The 18,629-nt window shown below is 65.5% G+C and carries 20 protein-coding genes and 1 tRNA gene; 6 read left to right on the top strand and 15 right to left on the bottom strand.

The window, feature by feature from the left end:
- Positions 1–40 precede the first annotated feature (40 nt).
- From GWK63_RS08535 to GWK63_RS08525, 3 genes are read right to left on the bottom strand one after another with little or no spacing between them, the layout of a single operon-like run.
- Entirely contained in the window at positions 41–1,219 is a 1,179-nt protein-coding gene (locus GWK63_RS08535; RefSeq protein ID WP_007400537.1) for a helix-turn-helix domain-containing protein, read from the bottom strand.
- Positions 1,216–2,289, bottom strand: coding sequence for an NAD(P)H-dependent flavin oxidoreductase (locus GWK63_RS08530; protein ID WP_085949003.1), 1,074 nt, complete (start codon positions 2,287–2,289; stop codon positions 1,216–1,218). Before GWK63_RS08530 ends, GWK63_RS08535 begins: the two co-directional genes overlap by 4 nt.
- An 11-nt stretch (positions 2,290–2,300) precedes the next feature.
- Entirely contained in the window at positions 2,301–3,554 is a 1,254-nt protein-coding gene (locus tag GWK63_RS08525; RefSeq protein WP_007400539.1) for an aspartate kinase, read from the bottom strand.
- A gap of 159 nt (positions 3,555–3,713) precedes the next feature.
- Between GWK63_RS08525 and ubiG the strand changes: the two genes are divergently transcribed.
- Positions 3,714–4,463, top strand: a complete 750-nt coding sequence (ubiG, locus tag GWK63_RS08520) for a bifunctional 2-polyprenyl-6-hydroxyphenol methylase/3-demethylubiquinol 3-O-methyltransferase UbiG (protein WP_007400541.1) — start codon at positions 3,714–3,716, stop codon at positions 4,461–4,463.
- A gap of 27 nt (positions 4,464–4,490) precedes the next feature.
- On the opposite strand, the gene GWK63_RS08515 is transcribed toward ubiG, so the two are convergent.
- The 5 genes from GWK63_RS08515 to GWK63_RS08495 form a co-directional block, all read right to left on the bottom strand.
- Complete coding sequence (locus GWK63_RS08515) at positions 4,491–5,720, bottom strand: lactonase family protein (RefSeq protein WP_007400542.1); 1,230 nt, start codon at positions 5,718–5,720, stop codon at positions 4,491–4,493.
- A gap of 46 nt (positions 5,721–5,766) precedes the next feature.
- Positions 5,767–6,288 carry a DUF2147 domain-containing protein gene (locus GWK63_RS08510; RefSeq protein WP_007400543.1) on the bottom strand — a complete coding sequence of 174 codons (522 nt, stop codon included), beginning with the start codon at positions 6,286–6,288 and terminating at the stop codon, positions 5,767–5,769.
- Positions 6,289–6,357: 69 nt separating this feature from the next.
- Positions 6,358–6,816, bottom strand: a complete 459-nt coding sequence (locus tag GWK63_RS08505; RefSeq protein WP_007400544.1) for a DUF1178 family protein — start codon at positions 6,814–6,816, stop codon at positions 6,358–6,360.
- 22 nt (positions 6,817–6,838) lie between these two features.
- The gene (gene grxC, locus GWK63_RS08500) at positions 6,839–7,099 is read right to left on the bottom strand and encodes a glutaredoxin 3 (RefSeq protein WP_007400545.1); all 261 of its coding nucleotides are present in this window, start codon (positions 7,097–7,099) and stop codon (positions 6,839–6,841) included.
- 66 nt (positions 7,100–7,165) lie between these two features.
- The gene (locus tag GWK63_RS08495) at positions 7,166–7,933 is read right to left on the bottom strand and encodes a ComF family protein (RefSeq protein WP_040000110.1); all 768 of its coding nucleotides are present in this window, start codon (positions 7,931–7,933) and stop codon (positions 7,166–7,168) included.
- On the opposite strand from GWK63_RS08495, the gene GWK63_RS08490 reads away from it, so the two are divergent.
- Positions 7,932–8,879, top strand: a complete 948-nt coding sequence (locus GWK63_RS08490) for a methyltransferase domain-containing protein (RefSeq protein ID WP_083824522.1) — start codon at positions 7,932–7,934, stop codon at positions 8,877–8,879. The genes GWK63_RS08495 and GWK63_RS08490 overlap by 2 nt on opposite strands.
- On the opposite strand, the gene moaA is transcribed toward GWK63_RS08490, so the two are convergent.
- The 5 genes from moaA to GWK63_RS08465 all read right to left on the bottom strand — a co-directional run bounded on the left by moaA (position 8,866) and on the right by GWK63_RS08465 (position 13,127).
- Positions 8,866–9,885 carry a GTP 3',8-cyclase MoaA gene (gene moaA, locus GWK63_RS08485; protein WP_007400548.1) on the bottom strand — a complete coding sequence of 340 codons (1,020 nt, stop codon included), beginning with the start codon at positions 9,883–9,885 and terminating at the stop codon, positions 8,866–8,868. The genes GWK63_RS08490 and moaA overlap by 14 nt on opposite strands.
- A 9-nt stretch (positions 9,886–9,894) precedes the next feature.
- A complete protein-coding gene (locus GWK63_RS08480) occupies positions 9,895–10,116 on the bottom strand; it encodes a DUF3553 domain-containing protein (RefSeq protein WP_050800823.1) in 222 nt (73 codons plus the stop codon).
- A gap of 203 nt (positions 10,117–10,319) precedes the next feature.
- Positions 10,320–11,726: a phosphoglucomutase/phosphomannomutase PgmG gene (gene pgmG / locus GWK63_RS08475; protein ID WP_007400551.1), complete on the bottom strand. Its 1,407-nt coding sequence runs from the start codon at positions 11,724–11,726 to the stop codon at positions 10,320–10,322.
- Positions 11,723–12,592 (bottom strand): UTP--glucose-1-phosphate uridylyltransferase GalU, encoded by an 870-nt coding sequence (galU, locus tag GWK63_RS08470; RefSeq protein WP_034928315.1) that lies wholly within the window; start codon positions 12,590–12,592, stop codon positions 11,723–11,725. Before galU ends, pgmG begins: the two co-directional genes overlap by 4 nt.
- Positions 12,593–13,041: 449 nt before the next feature.
- Positions 13,042–13,127 (bottom strand) — tRNA-Leu (locus tag GWK63_RS08465).
- Positions 13,128–13,187: 60 nt separating this feature from the next.
- Here GWK63_RS08465 and lipB point away from each other — a divergent pair.
- Complete coding sequence (gene lipB, locus GWK63_RS08460; protein ID WP_034928320.1) at positions 13,188–13,880, top strand: lipoyl(octanoyl) transferase LipB; 693 nt, start codon at positions 13,188–13,190, stop codon at positions 13,878–13,880.
- A 21-nt stretch (positions 13,881–13,901) separates the two neighbouring features.
- On the opposite strand, the gene GWK63_RS08455 is transcribed toward lipB, so the two are convergent.
- Positions 13,902–14,525, bottom strand: coding sequence for a LolA family protein (locus GWK63_RS08455; RefSeq protein ID WP_007400555.1), 624 nt, complete (start codon positions 14,523–14,525; stop codon positions 13,902–13,904).
- Positions 14,522–14,836, bottom strand: coding sequence for a BolA family protein (locus tag GWK63_RS08450; protein WP_007400556.1), 315 nt, complete (start codon positions 14,834–14,836; stop codon positions 14,522–14,524). The genes GWK63_RS08455 and GWK63_RS08450 overlap by 4 nt, the downstream gene beginning before the upstream one ends.
- 79 nt (positions 14,837–14,915) lie before the next feature.
- On the opposite strand from GWK63_RS08450, the gene GWK63_RS08445 reads away from it, so the two are divergent.
- The 3 genes from GWK63_RS08445 to GWK63_RS08435 all read left to right on the top strand — a co-directional run bounded on the left by GWK63_RS08445 (position 14,916) and on the right by GWK63_RS08435 (position 18,611).
- Positions 14,916–15,542 (top strand): J domain-containing protein, encoded by a 627-nt coding sequence (locus tag GWK63_RS08445; RefSeq protein ID WP_007400557.1) that lies wholly within the window; start codon positions 14,916–14,918, stop codon positions 15,540–15,542.
- Positions 15,543–15,668: 126 nt separating this feature from the next.
- A complete protein-coding gene (cobS, locus tag GWK63_RS08440) occupies positions 15,669–16,694 on the top strand; it encodes a cobaltochelatase subunit CobS (protein WP_007400558.1) in 1,026 nt (341 codons plus the stop codon).
- A gap of 18 nt (positions 16,695–16,712) precedes the next feature.
- The gene (locus GWK63_RS08435) at positions 16,713–18,611 is read left to right on the top strand and encodes a cobaltochelatase CobT-related protein (protein WP_007400559.1); all 1,899 of its coding nucleotides are present in this window, start codon (positions 16,713–16,715) and stop codon (positions 18,609–18,611) included.
- Positions 18,612–18,629 lie beyond the last annotated feature (18 nt).

Raw genomic sequence — 18,629 nt, 5'->3', positions numbered from 1 at the left:
GCATGGGAACCACAAAGGGGCCATGCCGTGAAAGGCCATCCTACTCCGCATTGAAGTGCTGCGGGAGGGGCGGCGAGAGATTATTGCCACTTCCCGTAGCCGCCGTGCCGGCAGGCTGTGCCATGGCGGCGGAAGAGGGCATGGGCGGGTGGATATTCTGCTGCTGCGGCGCGGGTGCAGCCGCCTGCATGACGGACCCGTCGGCCACGGCCGCAGGCGTAAGCGGGATATTGCGCCTGACTTCCCCGTTGCGGCCCAGCGGCTGCGTTGTCACGCCGCCACTGCTCAGCGTCAGGCCCCCGGCATTGCCAACCGTCAGGACAAGGCCCGTCTGGTCGGCAGGTGCCTGCCATGTTTCACCGGGCTGGAGCACATGGTCATACAGCACCGGCCCACCGGGCTTGCGGACCTGCACCCAGGTGGCTGCCGATGCATTCAGGGTGACCGTGTCGCCCGCGACGGGGGCGGCCGGAGCCGACTGGGCCGCGGCCTGCTGCTGGGCCAGCATGTTGCGGTCCTCTCCCATCTTTTCCAGTGGCTGGGTGGGTGCTGCCGGCGCGGGCATGGGCGGATCGGATGGCGGCGGTGCCGCCGGGGTGGCGGGTGTGGCCGGCATGCCTGTCAGTGCCTCGCGCTCCTGCGGGGGGAGCGGCTGCGGCGTGGGCCGTTCATCCGCCGGTGGCAGCATGGAGGCGACCTGCGGCGATGCGGTCGTGGGGGGGGAGGACAGGCCCGGCAGGGTCAGCCGGGCGGGCGTGTCATTGCCGGTGCCCTCGGAACTGCTGAGCTTGTACCAGCCGACATAGGCCCCCACCAGAATTACGATACCGCAGAGCAGCAGCACGCCCGTGGGCAGCCCCCGGTCGGGCAGTGGCATGGGAAAGGTCAGTTCGGAGCGGCGGGTGAACGCGCCCCGGCTTTCCACCTTGAAGCGTTCGGCCAGCTGTTCGCTTTCCAGCCCCAGCGCCTTGGCATAGGTTCGCAGGAAGCCGATGGCATAGGCGCTGCCCGGCAGCTCGGCGGCGCGGCCTGCTTCCAGTGCTTCCAGGTAAGGCAGGCGGATGCGCAGCCAGGCCGCGACATCGGGCAGTTTCCAGCCCAGTTCCTCGCGCCGCGTGCGCAGTATGTCCCCCACCGATGCGATGGACGTGGTGCCCGGCGCGGGCGCCGTGGCATCGGGTGCGGATTTGGGGCGAAAAACGCGCTTGCCATCAGTCATCCGTAGCGGGCCCTCTCCTCCTGCCGGATCAGGGCATCAATCGCCTGATCGACCAGTTCGCCGATGATTTCACCAACCGGCTGCACGTCCGTGATCATGCCGACGGACTGACCGGCCATGACGGAACCGTTCTCCACGTCTCCATCAACCACAGCACGGCGCAGTGAACCAGCCCAGAAATGCTCGATATCAAGCTGGGCCGCTTCCTTTGTCAGTTCACCGGACTGGAAACGGCGCAGTGTTTCGGCCTGGTGCTGCAGGAAGGCGCGCGTGCCCGCGTTGTTCAGCCCGCGCACGGGAATGACCGGGAAGCGTTCGTCAAGCTGCACGGACGTTACGGCGTCGCGTGCATTGGCGCGGATGAACGCCTTCTTGAAGCGCTCATGCGCGATGCTTTCGCGTGATGCGGCAAAGCGCGTGCCAAGCTGCGCGCCCGCCGCCCCCAGTTCCAGATAGGACAGGATTGCATCCCCCCGCCCCAGCCCGCCTGCCACAAAGACCGGCACGTCATGCACATGTGGCAGGATTTCCTGCGCCAGCACGGTCAGCGACACGGGGCCGACATGCCCGCCCGCTTCCGATCCCTCGATCACCAGCGCGTCAATGCCCGAACGGATCAGCCTTCTGGCCAGCACCAGTGCGGGGGCAAAGCCGATGGCCTTTGCCCCGCCATCCTTGATGGCACGGATCACGGGGCCGGCGGGGATGCCCCCGGCCAGCACGATATGGGTCACGCCCGCTTCCAGGCAGACCCGCACCAGATCATCCAGCCGTGGGTGCATGGTGATCAGGTTGACGCCAAAGGGGCGGCTGGTCAGGGCCTGGGTGGCCGCGATTTCCCCGGCCAGGCGTTCGGGTTCCATCGCGCCGCAGGCCAGCACGCCAAACCCGCCCGCGTTGGAAATGGCGGAAACAAGGTTGCGCTCGCTCACCCATGACATCGCGCCCCCCAGCAGCGCGTATTCGCTGCCCAGGAATCGCGTGCCGCGCCCGCACAGGTGGTCAAGCCGGGCACGGGCTTCCGCCCGGCGGGCGGGATCGGCCAGCATGGCTGCCGTGGTGTCGGTCATGCCCGCCGTGCTCACGCCGCGTCCAGCCCGTAGGCGGTGTGCAGCGCGCGCACCGCAAGTTCGGTGTATTCCGCGGCAATCAGCACGGAAACCTTGATTTCACTGGTGGAAATGACCTGCACGTTGATGTTGCGCTCGGCCAGGGTGCGGAACATGGTGCTGGCCACGCCGGCATGCGAGCGCATGCCCACACCCACCACGCTGATCTTGACCACGCTGTCATCGGTCTGCAGCTCGGCGTAACGGGTGGTGTCGCGGTGGGCCTCCAGCACGGAAATGGCGCGGGCCAGGTCGCTCTTGCCGACCGTGAAGGTCATGTTGGTCATGCCGTCATCGCCCGTGCTCTGGACAATCATGTCCACGTTCACGTTGGCATCGGCCAGCGGTCCGAACACGCCTGCCGCGATGCCGGGGCGGTCAGGCAGCTGGCGCACGGAAATCTTGGCCTCGTCCCGGGAGTAGGCGATTCCGGCGACCTGTTCCTGTTCCACGATTTCGTCCTCATCCACAACTATTGAACCGGGCAGATGCCCCTCGGATGGCGCCGGGCCATCGGCAAAACTGGAAAGTACCTGTACCCGCACGCGCTCCTTCATGGCCAGTTCCACGCTGCGCGTCTGGAGTACCTTGGCCCCGACCGATGCGAGTTCAAGCATTTCCTCGTATGTGATCCGGTCGAGCTTACGGGCCTTGGTAACAATACGGGGGTCGGTTGTATATATGCCGTCCACGTCGGTGTAGATGTCGCAGCGATCCGCCTTCAGCGCCGCCGCCAGCGCCACGGCCGATGTATCGGACCCCCCACGCCCCAGCGTGGTGATGCGTCCGTCCGGCCCGATCCCCTGGAAACCGGCCACGACGGGCACCTGCCCCGCCTGCATGCTGCTGATCAGGTCCCCGCCGTCAATCGACACGATCCGCGCCTTGCCGTGGGCATCATCCGTGCGCAGCGGAATCTGCCAGCCCAGCCACGAGCGCGCGTTCACGCCCAGATTCTGCAGGGCTATGGCCAGCAGGCCGCTTGTCACCTGTTCGCCCGTTGCAACGACCGTATCGTATTCGCGTTCATCATGCGTGGGCGAGAGGTCGCGGCAGTAGCCGACAAGGCGGTTGGTCACGCCCGACATGGCGGAGACGACCACAGCCACCTCGCACCCGGCGTCGACCTGTTTCTTGACTTTTTCCGCCACGGCGCGAATCCGGTCCAGGTCGGCGACGGAGGTGCCACCGAATTTCATCACGATCCGTGGTACGGTAGGGGACATCGGAATAATGGCTCCATAAAGGCTACGGGGCCGCAACGCGTCCCGGCCGGGGGCCTGTTGGCCAAAGCGGGGCATTGCGGTTATGTGCAAGCCGCGTCACATACATCTCCCCAGCTTCCGCGTCCAGCGGGAGAAAGCCAAATGAAAGGCGGTGCACCCATGCAGAATCACGATTCGCCCGTTGTGTCGGCAGATTCGGTCGCCCCGGAAGAGATCGCCCATTTCAGTAGCCTTGCCGCCCGCTGGTGGGACCCGGCAGGCCCCATGCGCCCGCTCCATGCCATGAACGACCTGCGCACGGGCTGGAGCCTGCGCCACCTGCCCGCCCCCGTGGCCGCTGACGGCACGCGGCGCAGGCTGCTGGATATGGGCTGTGGCGCGGGCCTTGCGAGCGAGGCCTTCGCGCGCGCGGGCTATGATGTGACGGGGCTGGATGCCGCACAGGCCGCGATTACGGCAGGCCGCCTGCACCTGCGCCAGCATCCCCTGCCCGCATCCGCAGGCCCCCTTGCCTATCGCTGCGCCAGTGCGGAGGCCCTGGTGGCGGAAGGGGGGCGCTTCGATGCGATTTCCGCGCTGGAAGTGATCGAGCATGTTACCGATCCCGCCGCCTTCCTGCGCATGCTGGCGTCCCTGCTGCGGCCGGGCGGCGCGATGGTCGTGTCTACCATGAACCGCACATGGCGCTCCATGGCCATGGCCAAGATCGGGGCGGAATACGTGCTGCGCCTGCTGCCGGTTGGCACGCATGACTGGCGCAAGTTCATTACCCCGGCCGAACTGGGGCAGTACGCGGCCCAGGCGGGGCTGCGCATTACCGACATCGCGGGCATGGTGCCGACACTTGGTGGCTGGCGCGAGAGCCGGGACCTTGCGGTAAACTATCTTGCCGCACTGGTGCGCGACTAGAGGCCGCGCACCAGTGCCTGCGCGCCTTCAGATCGTGTTCATGAACGCGAAGGTGGTCGGGCTGCCCACGGGGGTGAAGTTCCATGTGAAGTCCAGCACCCCGGTCTGGGCATTGACCTTGAAGGAGGTCACGGAATCGCTGCGCTGGTTGGCGCAGAACAGGAAGTTGCCACTGGGGTCGAACATCATCGCGCGCCCGTAATCGGCATGCATCCAGATTTCTTCCACCAGGTTCAGCGTGCCATCGTCATTCACATGGAAGCTGGCCAGCGAATCACCCAGCCGGTTCGAGACATACAGATACTTGCCATTGGGCGAGAGCAGGATGCCCGCGGCCAGCGTGCTGCCCCGGAAATGCGGCGTGACCGTACTCACGGTCTGCTGGGGTACGATCTCGCCGGTCTGCGGGTTGAAGCTGGCGGCCACCACCTTTGAATCCTGCTCGCCCAGGATATAGATCATCGTTCCCTTCTCGTTGAACGAGAAATGACGGGGTGCCGAGCCCGGCGTCATGGGAATGAACGGGATCTTGGCGGGTACGAGCCGTCCGGTATGCAGGTCGAGCGTCCAGACATACACCCGGTCCAGCCCCGCATCGCACGCCAGCACGAACCGCCCGGACGGGTCGGACGCCACCATGTGCACATGCGAACTGGAATGGTCGCTTATGGCGAAGTTGCCCGGCGGGTTGTCCGCCGCGCGGTCCGGCATGCGGGGGCCTGTGTTGTGCACCACGTCGGTCGGGTCACCCAGACTGCCGTCGGGGTGGATGGGCAGCACGCCAACCGTGCCACCCATGTAGTTGGCCACCAGCACGTATCTGCCCGAGGCATGCACGCTCAGATGCGCGGGCACCGCCCCGCCGGAGCGCACGACGTTGAGCTTGGTCAGCTCCCCGCTGGAGCGGTTGACGGAGAACGCGGTCACGCAGCCTTCCCCGCTGGCGTTGAAATCATTGATCTCGCTCAGGGCGTACAGGTGCCTGAAATCGGCCGACATGGCCATGAACGAGGGACTGGCGATGTCCACATAGGTCATGAGCGGCGAAAGGCTGCTTGTATCGGGGTTCATTTCAAACACGGAAATCCCCTGTCCGTTGCCGGCCCCGCCCGGTGGCCCGTGCTGGGTGTAGCCACCGATGTAACAGATGATGCGCGGCTTGGCCGCGATCTGGGCCACCGCGCGGCGCGACAGGACGGGCACGCCGGCTGCGGCCAGGGTTGCGGCAAAGGCGCGGCGGGAGATGGTGCTGCTCATGGAATCAGGGGTATCCTCATTGGTCGGGGATTGTCTTTTTGGGCCTTCAGGGCAGTTTGCAGGCCGGGCCGATGGTTCCGGTATAGCGGCTCCAGGTTTCCGTTTCACCAAATAAGGGTACGGCCACGAAGCCGCGCAGCTTCAGGTCACCAGACTGTGAAACCCAGAGCTTGGCATGATAGACATGCCCCGTATCAGGGTCGGTCACGCGCCCGTTCCAGTGGCCGGGCGTATCGGCATCGGGCGTAAAGCCGTTCAGCATGGGCAGGTTGCATTCCACCTCTCCGCGTTTGTCGCGCGGCATTTCGGTCTCGTAGCGCAGGCCCACCAGATGACCGCAGATTTCCTGCCCGCAATGGGAAATCTCGAACACCCCGTCATGGTCCTTTGTCATCCACCGGCCGATGATGTCCGGCTCGGCGGCCCGGGCGTGGCTGGCGGCGGGCATGGCCAGGGGGGCAAGCATCATCGCCATCGCGCACAGCGCGGCCCCCGCACGCCGTACCTGGCGCGGCACCGGGCGGATGCCGGTGTGGCCTGGGGGGTTGTCCCTTTTGCTGTCCTGCATATCAAATCATTCCCCGACATGGCGCGGGACCGGGCGGGGTGGGCCCGGGCCGCGCGCTTGCGTGTTCGTCTAGCTATCAGCCCGCCGGACCCAGGGTATGGCGTGCACTTCCACGCCCTCTTCATCCAGTTCGGCCTGTTCCTCTGCGGTCATGCTGCCGTATATGCCACGGGCTTCGCGCGTGCCCCGGTGCATGTCCAGCGCTTCCTGGGCAAAGCGGTCGCCCACGTCGTCACAATGTGTTTCCACCGTCTGGCGCATTTTCTGTAACAGAGCGATCACGGCGTCAGGCACCGCCCCCGGCGCATGGCCGGGTGGCGTGGCGGCGGGTGGTGGTACGGCTTCCGCCCGCGCGGGGGCCGGGGCGGTATGGACCGCAGGGGCCATCAGGGCACGGGTCACGTCATGCGTTCCGCATTGCGGGCAGCACAGCAGGCCATCGGCCGCCTGCCGCTCGAACGCGCTGCTGCCGGGGAACCATCCCTCGAATTCATGTCCTGCGCCGCAGCGCAGCTGATACCGGATCATGCGCCCTCCACCCCTGTGCCGGTCAGCCCGCGGCCAGCAGGCTGTCCAGCTTGCCCGCGCGTTCCAGCGCCATCAGGTCATCACAGCCCCCAACGGGCGTGCCGTCGACGAAGATCTGCGGCACGGTGGTGCGGCCACCGGAGCGGCGGATGGACTCCGCGCGTTCGGGCGTGCCGTGCGGGGCGTTGATCTCGTTGAAAGGGACGCCCTTTTGTGCCAGCAGGCGAACCGCGCGGATGCAGTAGGGGCAGCCGGGCTGGGTATAGATGTCGATAGCGGGCATTGAACCTTCACTTCGTTGTTGTCGTATCCGCGCGTTGCCGGGCGGGTGGCCGGTGTGCAGCTTATCCTATTGTTGTTCGTGCTGGCCACAGGCACGCGCCGCGGCAAGCACATCGACCCGCCCGGCCCCGGCCGCCAGCAGGGCGCGGGTGCAGGCGGCAAGGGTGGCGCCGGTCGTCATGACATCGTCGACGACAATCATGTGCCGCCCCTGTATGGCGGCCTGACGGTGGGCCCGCACGCCAACCGCGCCGTGCATGCGGGCGTGGCGGGCCGCCCGGCCAAGCCCTTCAAGCGGGCGCGTGGCACGCGGGCGCTCCAGCCCGTCGATGATGACCGCCGCGCCGGTCAGGCGGCCCAGCGCGCGTGCCAGCAGGGCCGCCTGGTTGTAGCGGCGGCTGAACAGCCGCAAACGGTGCAGCGGAACCGGTACCAGCACGCAGTCCGGGCCGATCAGGCCCAAGGCCGCCCCTGCCATGTAACGGGCAAGCAGCGCCGCGTTTTCAGTGCGGTCGGCATATTTGAGCGGCAGGATCAGGGTGCGTGGCGTATCGTCATACACCATGGCGGCCCGTGCTTCGCGCCATGGTGGCGGGTTCTCGCGGCATGCGACGCAGGTCAGATCCGGCCCTCCTGCCGCGCGTGAGGTGAAAGGCATCACGCAGCAATGGCAGAACGGGGCGGTGATCAGATGAATCCGGCCGACACAGGTGGCGCACAGATGGGCCGTCTGCGCCACGTCATCCCCGCAGCCCGCGCAACGGGGCGGGAAAAGCACGTCAAGCACCTGTCTCGCGGCCCGCCGCCATGGCGGGAAGGAAGGACGGAGGGTCATGCGTTCACACGATCGTAGGCTTGGCAGCACCGGGCGGGTGGCGCACATGGAGAACATGACCCCCGAGGTGCCGCAGATATTCGACCGCCATGCCGTGCGCCTGCACCGCGATCGTGCCGCGACCCACATGGCTGATGTGCGCCCCGTCTTGGCGGAAGCGGCCGCGCGGCTGCTGGACCGGCTGGATGACGTGACCCGTGGCTTCGGCACGGCGCTGGATATCGGTGGGCGGGGCGTGGTGGCGCCTGCGCTGCGGGCGCGGGGCATCGCTACCGTGGCGGGTGATCTTTCCCCGGATCTGTGCGGACGGGATGATGGTCCCGCCGTGTGCATGGATGGGGAATGGCTGCCCTTTGCCCCCCACAGTTTCGATCTGGTGGTGGCCTGTCTCTCGCTGCACTGGGTCAATGACCTGCCCGGGCTGCTGGCGCAGGTGCGGCGCATACTGGTGCCCGATGGTCTGTTCCTGGCCTGCATGCCGGTGCTGCCCACGCTGGGCGGCCTGCGCCATGCGCTGCTGGAAGCCGAGATGGCGCGGCGGGGCGGGGTTTCTCCCCGTGTCTCGCCCTTTCCGGGACTGCGTGACTGTGCGGGCCTGCTCCAGCGCGCGGGATTTGCGCTGCCGGTGGCGGATTCGGATGTGATCCATCTGTCGTACCGCACCCCCATGGGCCTGCTGGCCGACCTGCGCCATGGGGGAGAGACCAATGCCCTGTGCCAGCGCGCCCGTGGCCTGACCCACCCCGCCCTGCTGGCCGATGCGCTGGCCCGCCTGCCGCTGGAACCCGATGGCAGCCTGATGCAGGACCTGCATGTGGCGATGATGACCGGCTGGTCCCCTGCCCCCACCCAGCCGCAACCCCTGCGGCCGGGACAGTTCACGACCAGTCTGGAGGATGCGCTGCGTGGGGAAGCATGGCATGATGCCGCCTTCAGCCGCCGGTAACGCTCATGTGGCGCGTCACGCGGGCCGGATCATCCGCGCTGCGGCCGATCAGGAAGTCATGTCCGCGCGGCTTGCGCAGGATGGCGGCGCGGACATGATCCATCATGCCCGCATCATCCGTACCCGCCCGTAATGGCGCGCGAAGGTCGGTCGAGCCCTCGTGGCCCAGGCAGGTATACAGCCTGCCGGTGCATGACAGCCGTACGCGGTTGCAGCTTTCACAGAAATTATGCGTCATGGGCGTGATGAAACCGATCCGCCGCCCGGTCTGGGCAATGCGGGCATAGCGCGCGGGGCCGCCGGTGCGGTAGGGGACCGGTTCCAGCGTCCAGCGCCGTTCAAGCCCGCGACGCACGCCGGACAGGGGCAGGTAGTAATCCGTCCGGTCCTCTCCCGTCTCGCCCATGGGCATGGTTTCGATCAGGCACAGATCCGCGCCAATTTCACCGCACCAGGCAATCAGGCTGTCGAATTCATCATCGTTCACGCCTGCCATGGCTACGGTGTTGATGCGCAGGGCCAGTCCGGCTTCGCGTGCCGCACGGATGCCATCAAGCGTGCGGGACAGGTTGCCGCGCCGGGTTATGCGGGCGAAACGGGCGGGATCAAGTGAATCAAGGCTGACATTGATGCGCCGCACGCCACAGGCACGAAGGTCCTCGGCAAACGCCGCCAGCCTGCTTGCATTGGTGGTCAGGGTCAGTTCATCCAGTCCCGGCTGGCCCCCGGGGCGGCCAAGCCACTGTCCCATCTCACGGAAGAAGGCCATCACATCGCGCCGCACCAGCGGCTCCCCCCCCGTGATCCGCAGTCTGCGCACGCCGTGGCGGATGAAGGCGGCGCACAGCCGCTCCAGTTCCGTAAGGGACAGGATTTCGGCCTTTGGCAGGAAGGTCATGTCTTCCGCCATGCAGTAGATACAGCGCATGTCGCACCGGTCCGTGACCGATACGCGCAGATAGGTCAGCAGCCGGCCGTAGGAATCGGGTAGCGGGGTATTGTCCATCCGGCGCCCCTATGACAGTTCGGTCAGGTGCACGACCGTGGCGTTCACCACCACCTTGCCCGCATGGGGGAACATGACCGTAACCCGGTGCCCGACGGCGGACTGTACCACGCCCTCGCCCCATTCCGGGTGGTCGGGATGGCTGACAGGCTGCCCCGGCACAAGAAAGGAACGGAAAGGAGGTTGGGCCATTATGCTGCACGGTTCCTGCATGGGGTTCATGACCGGCATATCGGACCGGCCAGGGTCTTATTAAACCCCCTTGGCCGCCACACAACAAAAAAACCGCATGCGGCCCCCTGTGCCCATGCTTCCGGGTCGGTCCATGAAGCACGCTGCAAATTCAACAGATGTTTCTGGCGGGGCTTTTTTTAAGGATTCAGGACGTCCTGCCTTCCCGAATACAGACAGTGCCCGGAACCTTTTACTGCTTATCAGTTGTTTCCCGCCTCGGTAAAATCGGGCGCGGCAATGCCGGATTGCGCAAGCTGGGCGCATAGTTCCGCCTGCAGGCGTGCCAGCGCCGTCCCCGTTGTCCCTTCCGCCCGGGCTGTCAGCGCCGCCTGCGTGTTGGAGGCACGCAGCAGCCACCACCCATCCGGCGTCGAGACACGCACGCCATCAATGGCGCAGACCGTGGCCCCGGTTTTTTCCAGCCGGGCCGCCACTTCCGCAATCACGGCGAATTTGCGTGATTCCGGGCAGTCAAACCGCAGTTCGGGCGTGGAAACGCGGGCAGGCAGCGCCGTGCGCAGGGCCGAAAGCGGGGTTTTGAGATGGCTGACCATCTCCAGCACGCGGACGGCCGCATACAGCGCGTCATCAAATCCATACCAGTGATCTGCAAAAAAGAAATGGCCCGACATCTCGCCCGCCAGCAGGGCATCCGTTTCCGCCATCCTGGTCTTTATGGGGGAATGGCCGGATTTCCACATGAGCGGCGTGCCACCGGCGCGGGCAATCTCGTCAAACAGGATCTGGCTTGCCTTGACATCGGCAATGATCGTGGCCCCTGGCCGTGTACGCAGCACGTCGCGCGCCAGAAGCACCAGCAACTGGTCGGCCCAGATGATGGTGCCGGTCTCATCCACCACGCCAAGCCGGTCGGCATCGCCATCAAAGGCCAGGCCGATATCCGCCTTCTCCGCCCGTACCGCAGCGGCAAGCTGGCGCATGTTGGCGGGTATGGTGGGGTCGGGGTGATGGGCGGGGAAATGACCGTCAATATCACCATTAAGGATATGGTGCGTGCCGGGCAGTCGTGCCACCAGCATGGACAGGACATCCCCTGCCGCACTGCTGGCATTGTCCCACACCACCTTCAGCGGGCGCGGACCACTGCCCTGGTCGCGCAGCAGGCGCGTGACATAAGCGGGCCTTATGTCCACGTCCCGCACGGTGCCGGAGCGATGGGGAATAACATCGCCCGCAGCGGACAGCCGCCCCAGTTCCCTGATCTGCGCGCCAAAGAATGGCCTGTTGGCGCGCACCATCTTGAAGCCGTTGTAGTCCGGCGGGTTATGGCTGCCCGTAACCATGACCGCCGCGTCCGCCCCCAGAGCAATCGCGGCAAAATACAGCATCGGCGTCGGCCCGCAGCCAATGCGCTGCACCGCCATGCCGGACGCCATCGCGCCCTCCACAAGCGCGTGCTCGAGGGACGGAGACGAAAGCCGACCGTCATGGCCAATGACAAGGCGCCTGCCCCCTGCCCGTGCCACCAGGCTTGCGAACGTGCGGCCGATGGCATGGGCATCTTCCGGGCCAAGGGTCTTTCCCACAATCCCGCGGATATCGTATTCCCGCAGGGTTGTGGGGTCGAACCGATGCCGGAAGGTCATTTATACTTTTTCAGGAATTCCCGCACGTCGCCAGCCAGTTCCTCGCGCTCCAGCGCAAAGGCGATCTGGGCTTCCAGGAAGCCGACCTTGCTGCCGCAGTCGAAGCGCTTGCCTTCGTAGCGGTAACCATGGAACGGCACATGCCCGATGGTCTTGGCCATGGCATCCGTCAGCTGGACTTCACCACCGGCACCCTTTTCCAGCTTGGCAAGGTGCTTGAGCACATCCGCCGTCAGCACGTAGCGGCCGATCACGGACAGGGTGGAGGGCGCGTCCTTCGGATCGGGCTTCTCGACCAGGCCCTTGACCTCGACGGTCTTGCCGTCATCCTTGCCGATATCCAGGATGCCGTAGCTGCCGGTCTGCTCACGCGGCACTTCGGTCACGGCCAGCACGTTGCCGCCGGTCTTGTTATACACCTCGACCAGCTGGCCGATGCACGACTTCTTGCTCTGCACCACGTCATCGGGCAGCAGGATGGCAAACGGGTCGTTGCCGATGAACTCACGCGCACACCAGATGGCATGGCCCAGGCCCAGCGGCTCCTGCTGGCGGACGGACAGCATGGAACCCGGGGTAACGCGGGTCGCTTCCAGTGCCTTCAGCGCCGATGCCTTCTTGCGGGCCTTCAGCGTGTCTTCCAGTTCGTAGGAAATATCGAAATAATCGATCAGGGAATCCTTGCCCCGGCTGGAAACGAGGCAGAATTCCTCGATCCCGGCTTCGCGTGCCTCATCAATCGCATACTGGATGAGCGGACGGTCAACGACGGTCAGCATTTCCTTGGGCACGCACTTCGTGGCGGGCAGGAAGCGTGTTCCAAGACCGGCAACCGGCAATACGGCTTTTTTAAGGGGCTTAATCACTAATATTTACCTCAAGATGCATGACAGGAACAGGCAACCGCCCCAATCGTCTGGTTTTCAATACGAAAACAGGCAGCGGGCTGTTGCCAGAGGGCAAGGATGTAGCGTGCTTCATCAGGACCAGATATGACTTAAATCACGATTCTTCCCCGACGACAGCTTCCGTTGTCGTGGTTTCAACTTTTTGTAACAATTCCATGCATGGAATGTCATGTGCGATTTTTCACGCGCCTTGGGGCAAGACAGGCATTTTGTGGGAAAGGATCATGGCTTTTTTGTGACGCCGGTTCCGCCCCGTCCGTGAATTGCGTGTCCTGGCAGGCAGATATGCGCGCGTCGGGCCTGTTTTCCGTGTATCCGGCCAGCCAGACGGCATGACGCGCGGCAACGCCATCGGGCTTCCCCATCCGGGGAAGAGGCGTTGTCATCATATTTTCAGGAAATCAGGTTGGTGCGGCCAAGAAGACTCGAACTTCCACGGGGTTGCCCCCACAAGCACCTCAAGCTTGCGCGTCTACCATTCCGCCATGGCCGCAACGTGACAACGATGATCGACTGGGCGATACCGTCATGACGATGAAGGGGCGTATAACCGATGGAAGGCGCGCGGGCAATGACTGAAAACGAGTTTTTATGGCATAAGGCGCCAGATCTGGTTCCCTATCCCGCCGCACTGGCGGAAATGGAGGCACAGGCCCGCGGAATCCGTGAAGGAACGCTGCCCGAGCGCGTCTGGCTGCTGGAACATCCCCCCACCTATACCGCTGGCACGTCGGCAAAGGAATCGGACCTGTTCAATCCGCGTGGCTATCCCACCTATCCCGCCGGGCGGGGTGGGCAGTGGACCTATCACGGTCCCGGCCAGCGGGTGGCCTATGCCATGCTGGACCTGGCGAAGCCCCATGGCATGGTGCCGGCGCGCGACCTGCGGGCCTATGTGCACGGGCTGGAGGAATGGCTGATCCGCACGCTTGCGCGCTTTGACGTGGCGGGGGAGCGCCGGGCCGACCGTATTGGCGTATGGGTGGTCGATCCCGCCACGGGGCGGGAGGAAAAGGTGGCGGCCATTGGCGTGCGCGTGTCGCGCTGGGTCAGCTGGCATGGGGTGGCGCTCAACGTGGCGCCGGACCTGACCGATTTTGGCGGCATCGTGCCCTGTGGCATCAGCGATTACGGCGTGACCAGCCTGGCGAAGCTGGGCAGGCACCCCACGATGGCGGAGGTGGATGTGGCGCTGGCCGCGACCTGGCCGGAGTGCTTCGGCCCGATTCCCGGTGCGCGGGAATGACCCCGCGCACCGGCCTCACGCCTAATTGCTGGCGGAGAGGGTAAACATCGCGTCAGGCCAGGGCTGGCCCGTGGCGGTTGCGTCCGTCAGGTCCAGGCGGATGTGCTGGCGTTCCACATCCGTCATCTCGATGACCAGAAGCGACAGCGTGCCCCCGATATCGGAAAAGCCGAGTGTGAGAATCCCCTGCGAGGGACTGTCGGACCGGGCAAGCGAGACCTGCAGGCTGTTCGTGCCATGCTGTACCGCCGTCACCACGATCTGGCCCGACAGATGGACCGGCTGCTCCAGGATCAGCCCCAGCGGCTGATGGCCCAGTGACATGCGGGTCACCGATTCGCGCCGGTGGTCCACAAACAGCAGGTGACCATTCGCCGCGACCAGCTTCATGGCCCCCGGCGTGGTATAGTCCAGCCGCAGGCGGCCGGGATCATAGTGCAGCACCCCCTCCCCCTTGCCGCCATCGGGCCAGGTCTGGACAAAACCGGCCTGCAGCCCGCGGGATGTGTTCAGATAGGTCTCGACGCGCGCGATGTCGCCGCGCTGGTCGGGTGTCTGTCCGGGCACGCCGGCACAGGCGGCCAGCAGGGTCAGCAGCCCGCCCATCATCAGCCGCCGCGTGGCGAAGGGGAAAGCGGGCTTCATGCCACCGCCATCCGTGCCTGTTCGTCCGGCGTGCGCAGCACGAGGGAGAGCGCATGCATCCCCCCCGCGAACTCCGCCGCCAGCAGGTCATGTACCATGCGCGAGCGCTGGACGCGGCCCACGCCTTCGAATGCGGGGCTGACCACAAGCACATTGTAGTGACTTTCGCCCGCCTGCACGCCATTGTCGCGCATGTGGACGTGATGGGCGTGGCGGGCGCTGTCATCCTTGATCTGCAGTTCCACGGGGGAGAGGTGTTCGCGCAGGATGCGATCGATCCGTCCGGCCCGTCCGGTTGCTTGCTGTTCCATTGGCGGCTCCATGATAGCGGGATCATTCATTGCACAGCTTCGCTCTTGCACGAAGCATGGACAGGCGCACATAACGACAATGATGAAGAGAAGGAACACCCGGCATCGCGCCTTTGACCCCGACCCGGATGCGCCGGAGCGCTGCTGCGACATGCATGGCTGCGACCAGCCCGCAGGCTACCGCGCCCCGCGTTCGCGTGATGCGCTGAACAGTTATTTCTGGTTCTGCCTGGAACATGTGCGCGAATACAACGCGCGCTGGGACTATTATCGTGGCATGAGTCCCGGCCAGATCGAGGCCCATATCCGGGCCGATACATCATGGAACCGCCCCTCGTGGAAGCTGGGCCAGGGCAAGGCCGCCCATACGTTCAGCGAGGAAGACCTGCTTGACCCCCTCGACCTGCTCAGGGGGGCCGCAAAGGCGCGGGCACGCGCCGCGCGCCGCAGGCACGAGGAAGACCGCCGGATGGACGCCCCGCAGGCGCTCAAATATCCGCTGGGCGTGCTTGATCTGGGCTGGCCCGTGTCGATGGAGGAACTCAAGGCCCGGTACAAGGACCTTGCCCGCCGCCATCACCCCGACGCCAATGGCGGAGACCGCAGGGCGGAGGAACGTTTCAAGGGCATAAACATTGCCTATGCGACGGTGCGCGCCCATCTTGCAGCCAATCCCGGGCGCGAGGACATGGCCCGCACCGCCTGATGGCGCGTGGGGCGGGCCGCACTGGCAGGCCGGTTGCATACATGCCTATAATCAGCGCCCGGCATGCTGGCCCCGTGCTGGCCTGACGGGCCAAAACAGACGAAGTGACGGACGAGAACAAAGCAGATGAACGAACCCGCAGACCTGACAACTGCCGCAGTGGATGCCAACGGCACGCCGCTTCCCGCCATTTCGGCCGTCTCCGCCCCGGATCTGCAGGTCTCGGCGCGTGAAGTGTTCGGCATTGACAGCGACATGAAGGTTCCGGCTTTTTCCGTGCGCACGGAACATGTGCCCGAAATCGATCCTTCCTATAAATTCGACCATGACACCACGCTGGCCATCCTGGCCGGGTTTGCCTACAACCGCCGCGTCATGGTCCAGGGCTATCACGGCACGGGCAAGTCATCGCATATCGAGCAGGTGGCCGCGCGCCTGAACTGGCCCAGCGTGCGCATCAACCTTGACAGCCATATCTCGCGCATCGACCTGATCGGTAAGGATGCGATCGTGCTGAAGGATGGCAAGCAGATCACCGAATTCCGCGAAGGGCTGCTGCCCTGGGGCCTGCAGCATCCCTGCGCGCTGGTATTCGATGAATACGATGCCGGCCGCCCGGACGTCATGTTCGTCATCCAGCGCGTGCTGGAAGTGGAGGGCCACCTGACGCTGCTGGACCAGAACCGTGTCATCCGCCCCCATCCCTTCTTCCGCCTGTTCGCCACCGCCAATACCGTGGGCCTGGGCGATACGACCGGGCTGTATCACGGCACCCAGCAGATCAATCAGGGCCAGATGGACCGCTGGAACATCGTGACCACGCTGAACTACCTGCCCCACGCGCAGGAAACCGCCATCGTGCTGGCCAAGATGGGAATCGACCCCAAAAAGGACGAGGCCGGGCGCAGGCGGGTGGAAAGCATGGTGGCGCTGGCGGACCTGACGCGCTCGGGCTTCATCGCGGGGGACATCTCCACCGTCATGTCACCGCGCACGGTGATCAGCTGGGCGCAGAATTTCGAGATTTTCAAAGATCTTGCCTTCGCCTTCCGCGTTACCTTCCTCAACAAGTGCGACGAGGCCGAACGCCCCACGGTGGCGGAATATTACCAGCGCTGCTTCAACGCCAGCCCGCTGGCACCCCGGGGTTGATGGCAGGGCAGGCAGTTCATGCGTGAGAACCGGAAAAACGTTCCCGACCCCCAGGCCGAGCGTGAGGCCCGGCAGGCCGAAAGCTTCAAGCGCGCAACCGTAGGGGCGGTGCGCGCCATGGGCGGGCAGGCGCAGGCCGAGGTCTCGTTCCTCAACGGTCCCGTGCCCTCGGGGGTATCCGTTACCGGCACGCATGTGCGCCTGCCCCACCCCGCGCGCAAGATGACGGATGCGGAAATGACCCGCATGCGGGGGGCGGCTGATGCCGCCGCCCTGCGCCTGCGCCATCATGACACGGGCCTGCATGACCGTGCCCGCCCGCCCGCGGGTGAGGCGCGTGAGGTATATGACGTGCTGGAACAGGCGCGGGTGGAAAGCCTGGGCGCACGGCACATGGCGGGGGTTGCCGCCAATCTTGATGCGCGCTTAGCACAGGAATGTGCCGATCTGGGGCTGGACCGCCTGCCCAGCCATACAAGGCTGCCCACCCCCCTCGCCCTGGGGCTGCTGGCGCGTGCGCGCATGTCCGGCCAGCCGGTGGTCGAACCCATGCGGGAGATCATGGCGCGCTGGCAGGATGACCTGCCGCCCGCCGCCCGCCGCGCGCTGGACGAGATGGCGCGCCGTCAGGACAGCCAGAGTGAATTCGCGCAGGCCGCCCGCAGGTTGCTGATGGCCTGTTCGCTGCTGGAGCAGGAAACCACGCCCGATGAGGCCGCCGACGACGGCACGACCGAGGCCGAGGCCGCCAGCAGCGAGGATGAGGAACAGGCCGAGGATACAACCCCCGAGCCCCAGGACGAAGGCCCGGAAGAGGACGACAGTGCCCAGCCCATGCAGATGTCACAGGGCACGGGCGCTGGCGATGATGAGCCGGAGGATGGTGAACAGGGCGGCACGGCCAGCGGTTCGGAAGAAGCTGGTGGCCCCGGTGAGGAAGACGCGGCGCAGGAGGACATGCCCGTCGGTTATCGTGCCTTTACCACCGTGTATGATGAGGAAATTGCCGCCGAGGACCTGTGCGACGCGGAGGAACTGTCCCGCCTGCGCCAGACGCTGGACCAGCAGCTGGTCAGCATGCAGGGTGTCGTGTCCAAGCTGGCCAACCGGCTGCAGCGCAAGCTCATGGCGCAGCAGACACGGGCGTGGGAGTTCGATCTGGAGGAAGGCATGCTTGATGCCGGCCGCCTGTCGCGCATCGTGGTCAATCCCATGCTGTCGCTGTCCTACAAGCGTGAACGGGATACGGATTTCCGGGATACGGTCGTGACTCTGCTGATCGACAATTCGGGGTCCATGCGCGGGCGGCCGATCTCGGTTGCCGCCATGTGCGGCGATATCCTGGCCCGCACGCTGGAGCGCTGCGCGGTAAAGGTGGAAGTACTGGGCTTTACCACGCGCGCGTGGAAGGGCGGCCGCAGCCGGGAGGCATGGATACAGGCGGGCAAACCCGAAAATCCCGGCCGGCTCAATGACCTGCGCCATATCGTGTACAAGGCCGCCTACATGCCGTGGCGGCGCGCGCGGCGCAACCTTGGCCTTATGCTGCGCGAGGGACTGCTCAAGGAAAACATTGATGGCGAGGCCCTGCTCTGGGCGCAGCGCAGGCTGGCCACGCGGGCCGAGGCACGGCGGATCCTGATGGTCATTTCCGATGGCGCGCCGGTGGATGACAGCACGCTGTCCGCCAATCCCGGTTCCTATCTGGAAAACCACCTGCGTGAAGTGATCGCCCATATCGAGACGCGCACCAGCACCGAACTGCTGGCCATCGGCATTGGTCATGACGTGACACGCTATTACCGCTGCGCGGTCACCATTACCGACCCCGAGGAACTGGGCGGTACGATGATGAAGAAGCTGTCCGAACTGTTTGCCGAGGAAGCAGCGCGCGGGAAGCCCCGCTGCGGCGGCTGAACCGCGCGCCCCTGTGCC

Source organism: Komagataeibacter rhaeticus, assembly GCF_011611525.1.
Lineage (GTDB): Bacteria > Pseudomonadota > Alphaproteobacteria > Acetobacterales > Acetobacteraceae > Komagataeibacter > Komagataeibacter rhaeticus.
Note: the sequence above shows the minus strand (reverse complement) of the source record. Positions and strands in the feature narration are given on the sequence as shown.

Coding starts and splice junctions, on each gene's coding strand:
- GWK63_RS08525 (WP_007400539.1), bottom strand. CDS start 3,554: ATGTCCCCTACCGTACCACGGATCGTGATGAAATTCGGTGGCACCTCC.
- GWK63_RS08455 (WP_007400555.1), bottom strand. CDS start 14,525: ATGAAGCCCGCTTTCCCCTTCGCCACGCGGCGGCTGATGATGGGCGGG.
- GWK63_RS08530 (WP_085949003.1), bottom strand. CDS start 2,289: ATGACCGACACCACGGCAGCCATGCTGGCCGATCCCGCCCGCCGGGCG.
- GWK63_RS08480 (WP_050800823.1), bottom strand. CDS start 10,116: ATGCCGGTCATGAACCCCATGCAGGAACCGTGCAGCATAATGGCCCAA.
- GWK63_RS08495 (WP_040000110.1), bottom strand. CDS start 7,933: ATGACCCTCCGTCCTTCCTTCCCGCCATGGCGGCGGGCCGCGAGACAG.
- GWK63_RS08535 (WP_007400537.1), bottom strand. CDS start 1,219: ATGACTGATGGCAAGCGCGTTTTTCGCCCCAAATCCGCACCCGATGCC.
- lipB (WP_034928320.1), top strand. CDS start 13,188: ATGGAAGGCGCGCGGGCAATGACTGAAAACGAGTTTTTATGGCATAAG.
- GWK63_RS08505 (WP_007400544.1), bottom strand. CDS start 6,816: ATGATCCGGTATCAGCTGCGCTGCGGCGCAGGACATGAATTCGAGGGA.
- GWK63_RS08445 (WP_007400557.1), top strand. CDS start 14,916: ATGATGAAGAGAAGGAACACCCGGCATCGCGCCTTTGACCCCGACCCG.
- GWK63_RS08490 (WP_083824522.1), top strand. CDS start 7,932: ATGCGTTCACACGATCGTAGGCTTGGCAGCACCGGGCGGGTGGCGCAC.
- GWK63_RS08450 (WP_007400556.1), bottom strand. CDS start 14,836: ATGGAACAGCAAGCAACCGGACGGGCCGGACGGATCGATCGCATCCTG.
- moaA (WP_007400548.1), bottom strand. CDS start 9,885: ATGGACAATACCCCGCTACCCGATTCCTACGGCCGGCTGCTGACCTAT.
- GWK63_RS08435 (WP_007400559.1), top strand. CDS start 16,713: ATGCGTGAGAACCGGAAAAACGTTCCCGACCCCCAGGCCGAGCGTGAG.
- cobS (WP_007400558.1), top strand. CDS start 15,669: ATGAACGAACCCGCAGACCTGACAACTGCCGCAGTGGATGCCAACGGC.
- grxC (WP_007400545.1), bottom strand. CDS start 7,099: ATGCCCGCTATCGACATCTATACCCAGCCCGGCTGCCCCTACTGCATC.
- GWK63_RS08515 (WP_007400542.1), bottom strand. CDS start 5,720: ATGAGCAGCACCATCTCCCGCCGCGCCTTTGCCGCAACCCTGGCCGCA.
- ubiG (WP_007400541.1), top strand. CDS start 3,714: ATGCAGAATCACGATTCGCCCGTTGTGTCGGCAGATTCGGTCGCCCCG.
- GWK63_RS08510 (WP_007400543.1), bottom strand. CDS start 6,288: ATGCAGGACAGCAAAAGGGACAACCCCCCAGGCCACACCGGCATCCGC.
- pgmG (WP_007400551.1), bottom strand. CDS start 11,726: ATGACCTTCCGGCATCGGTTCGACCCCACAACCCTGCGGGAATACGAT.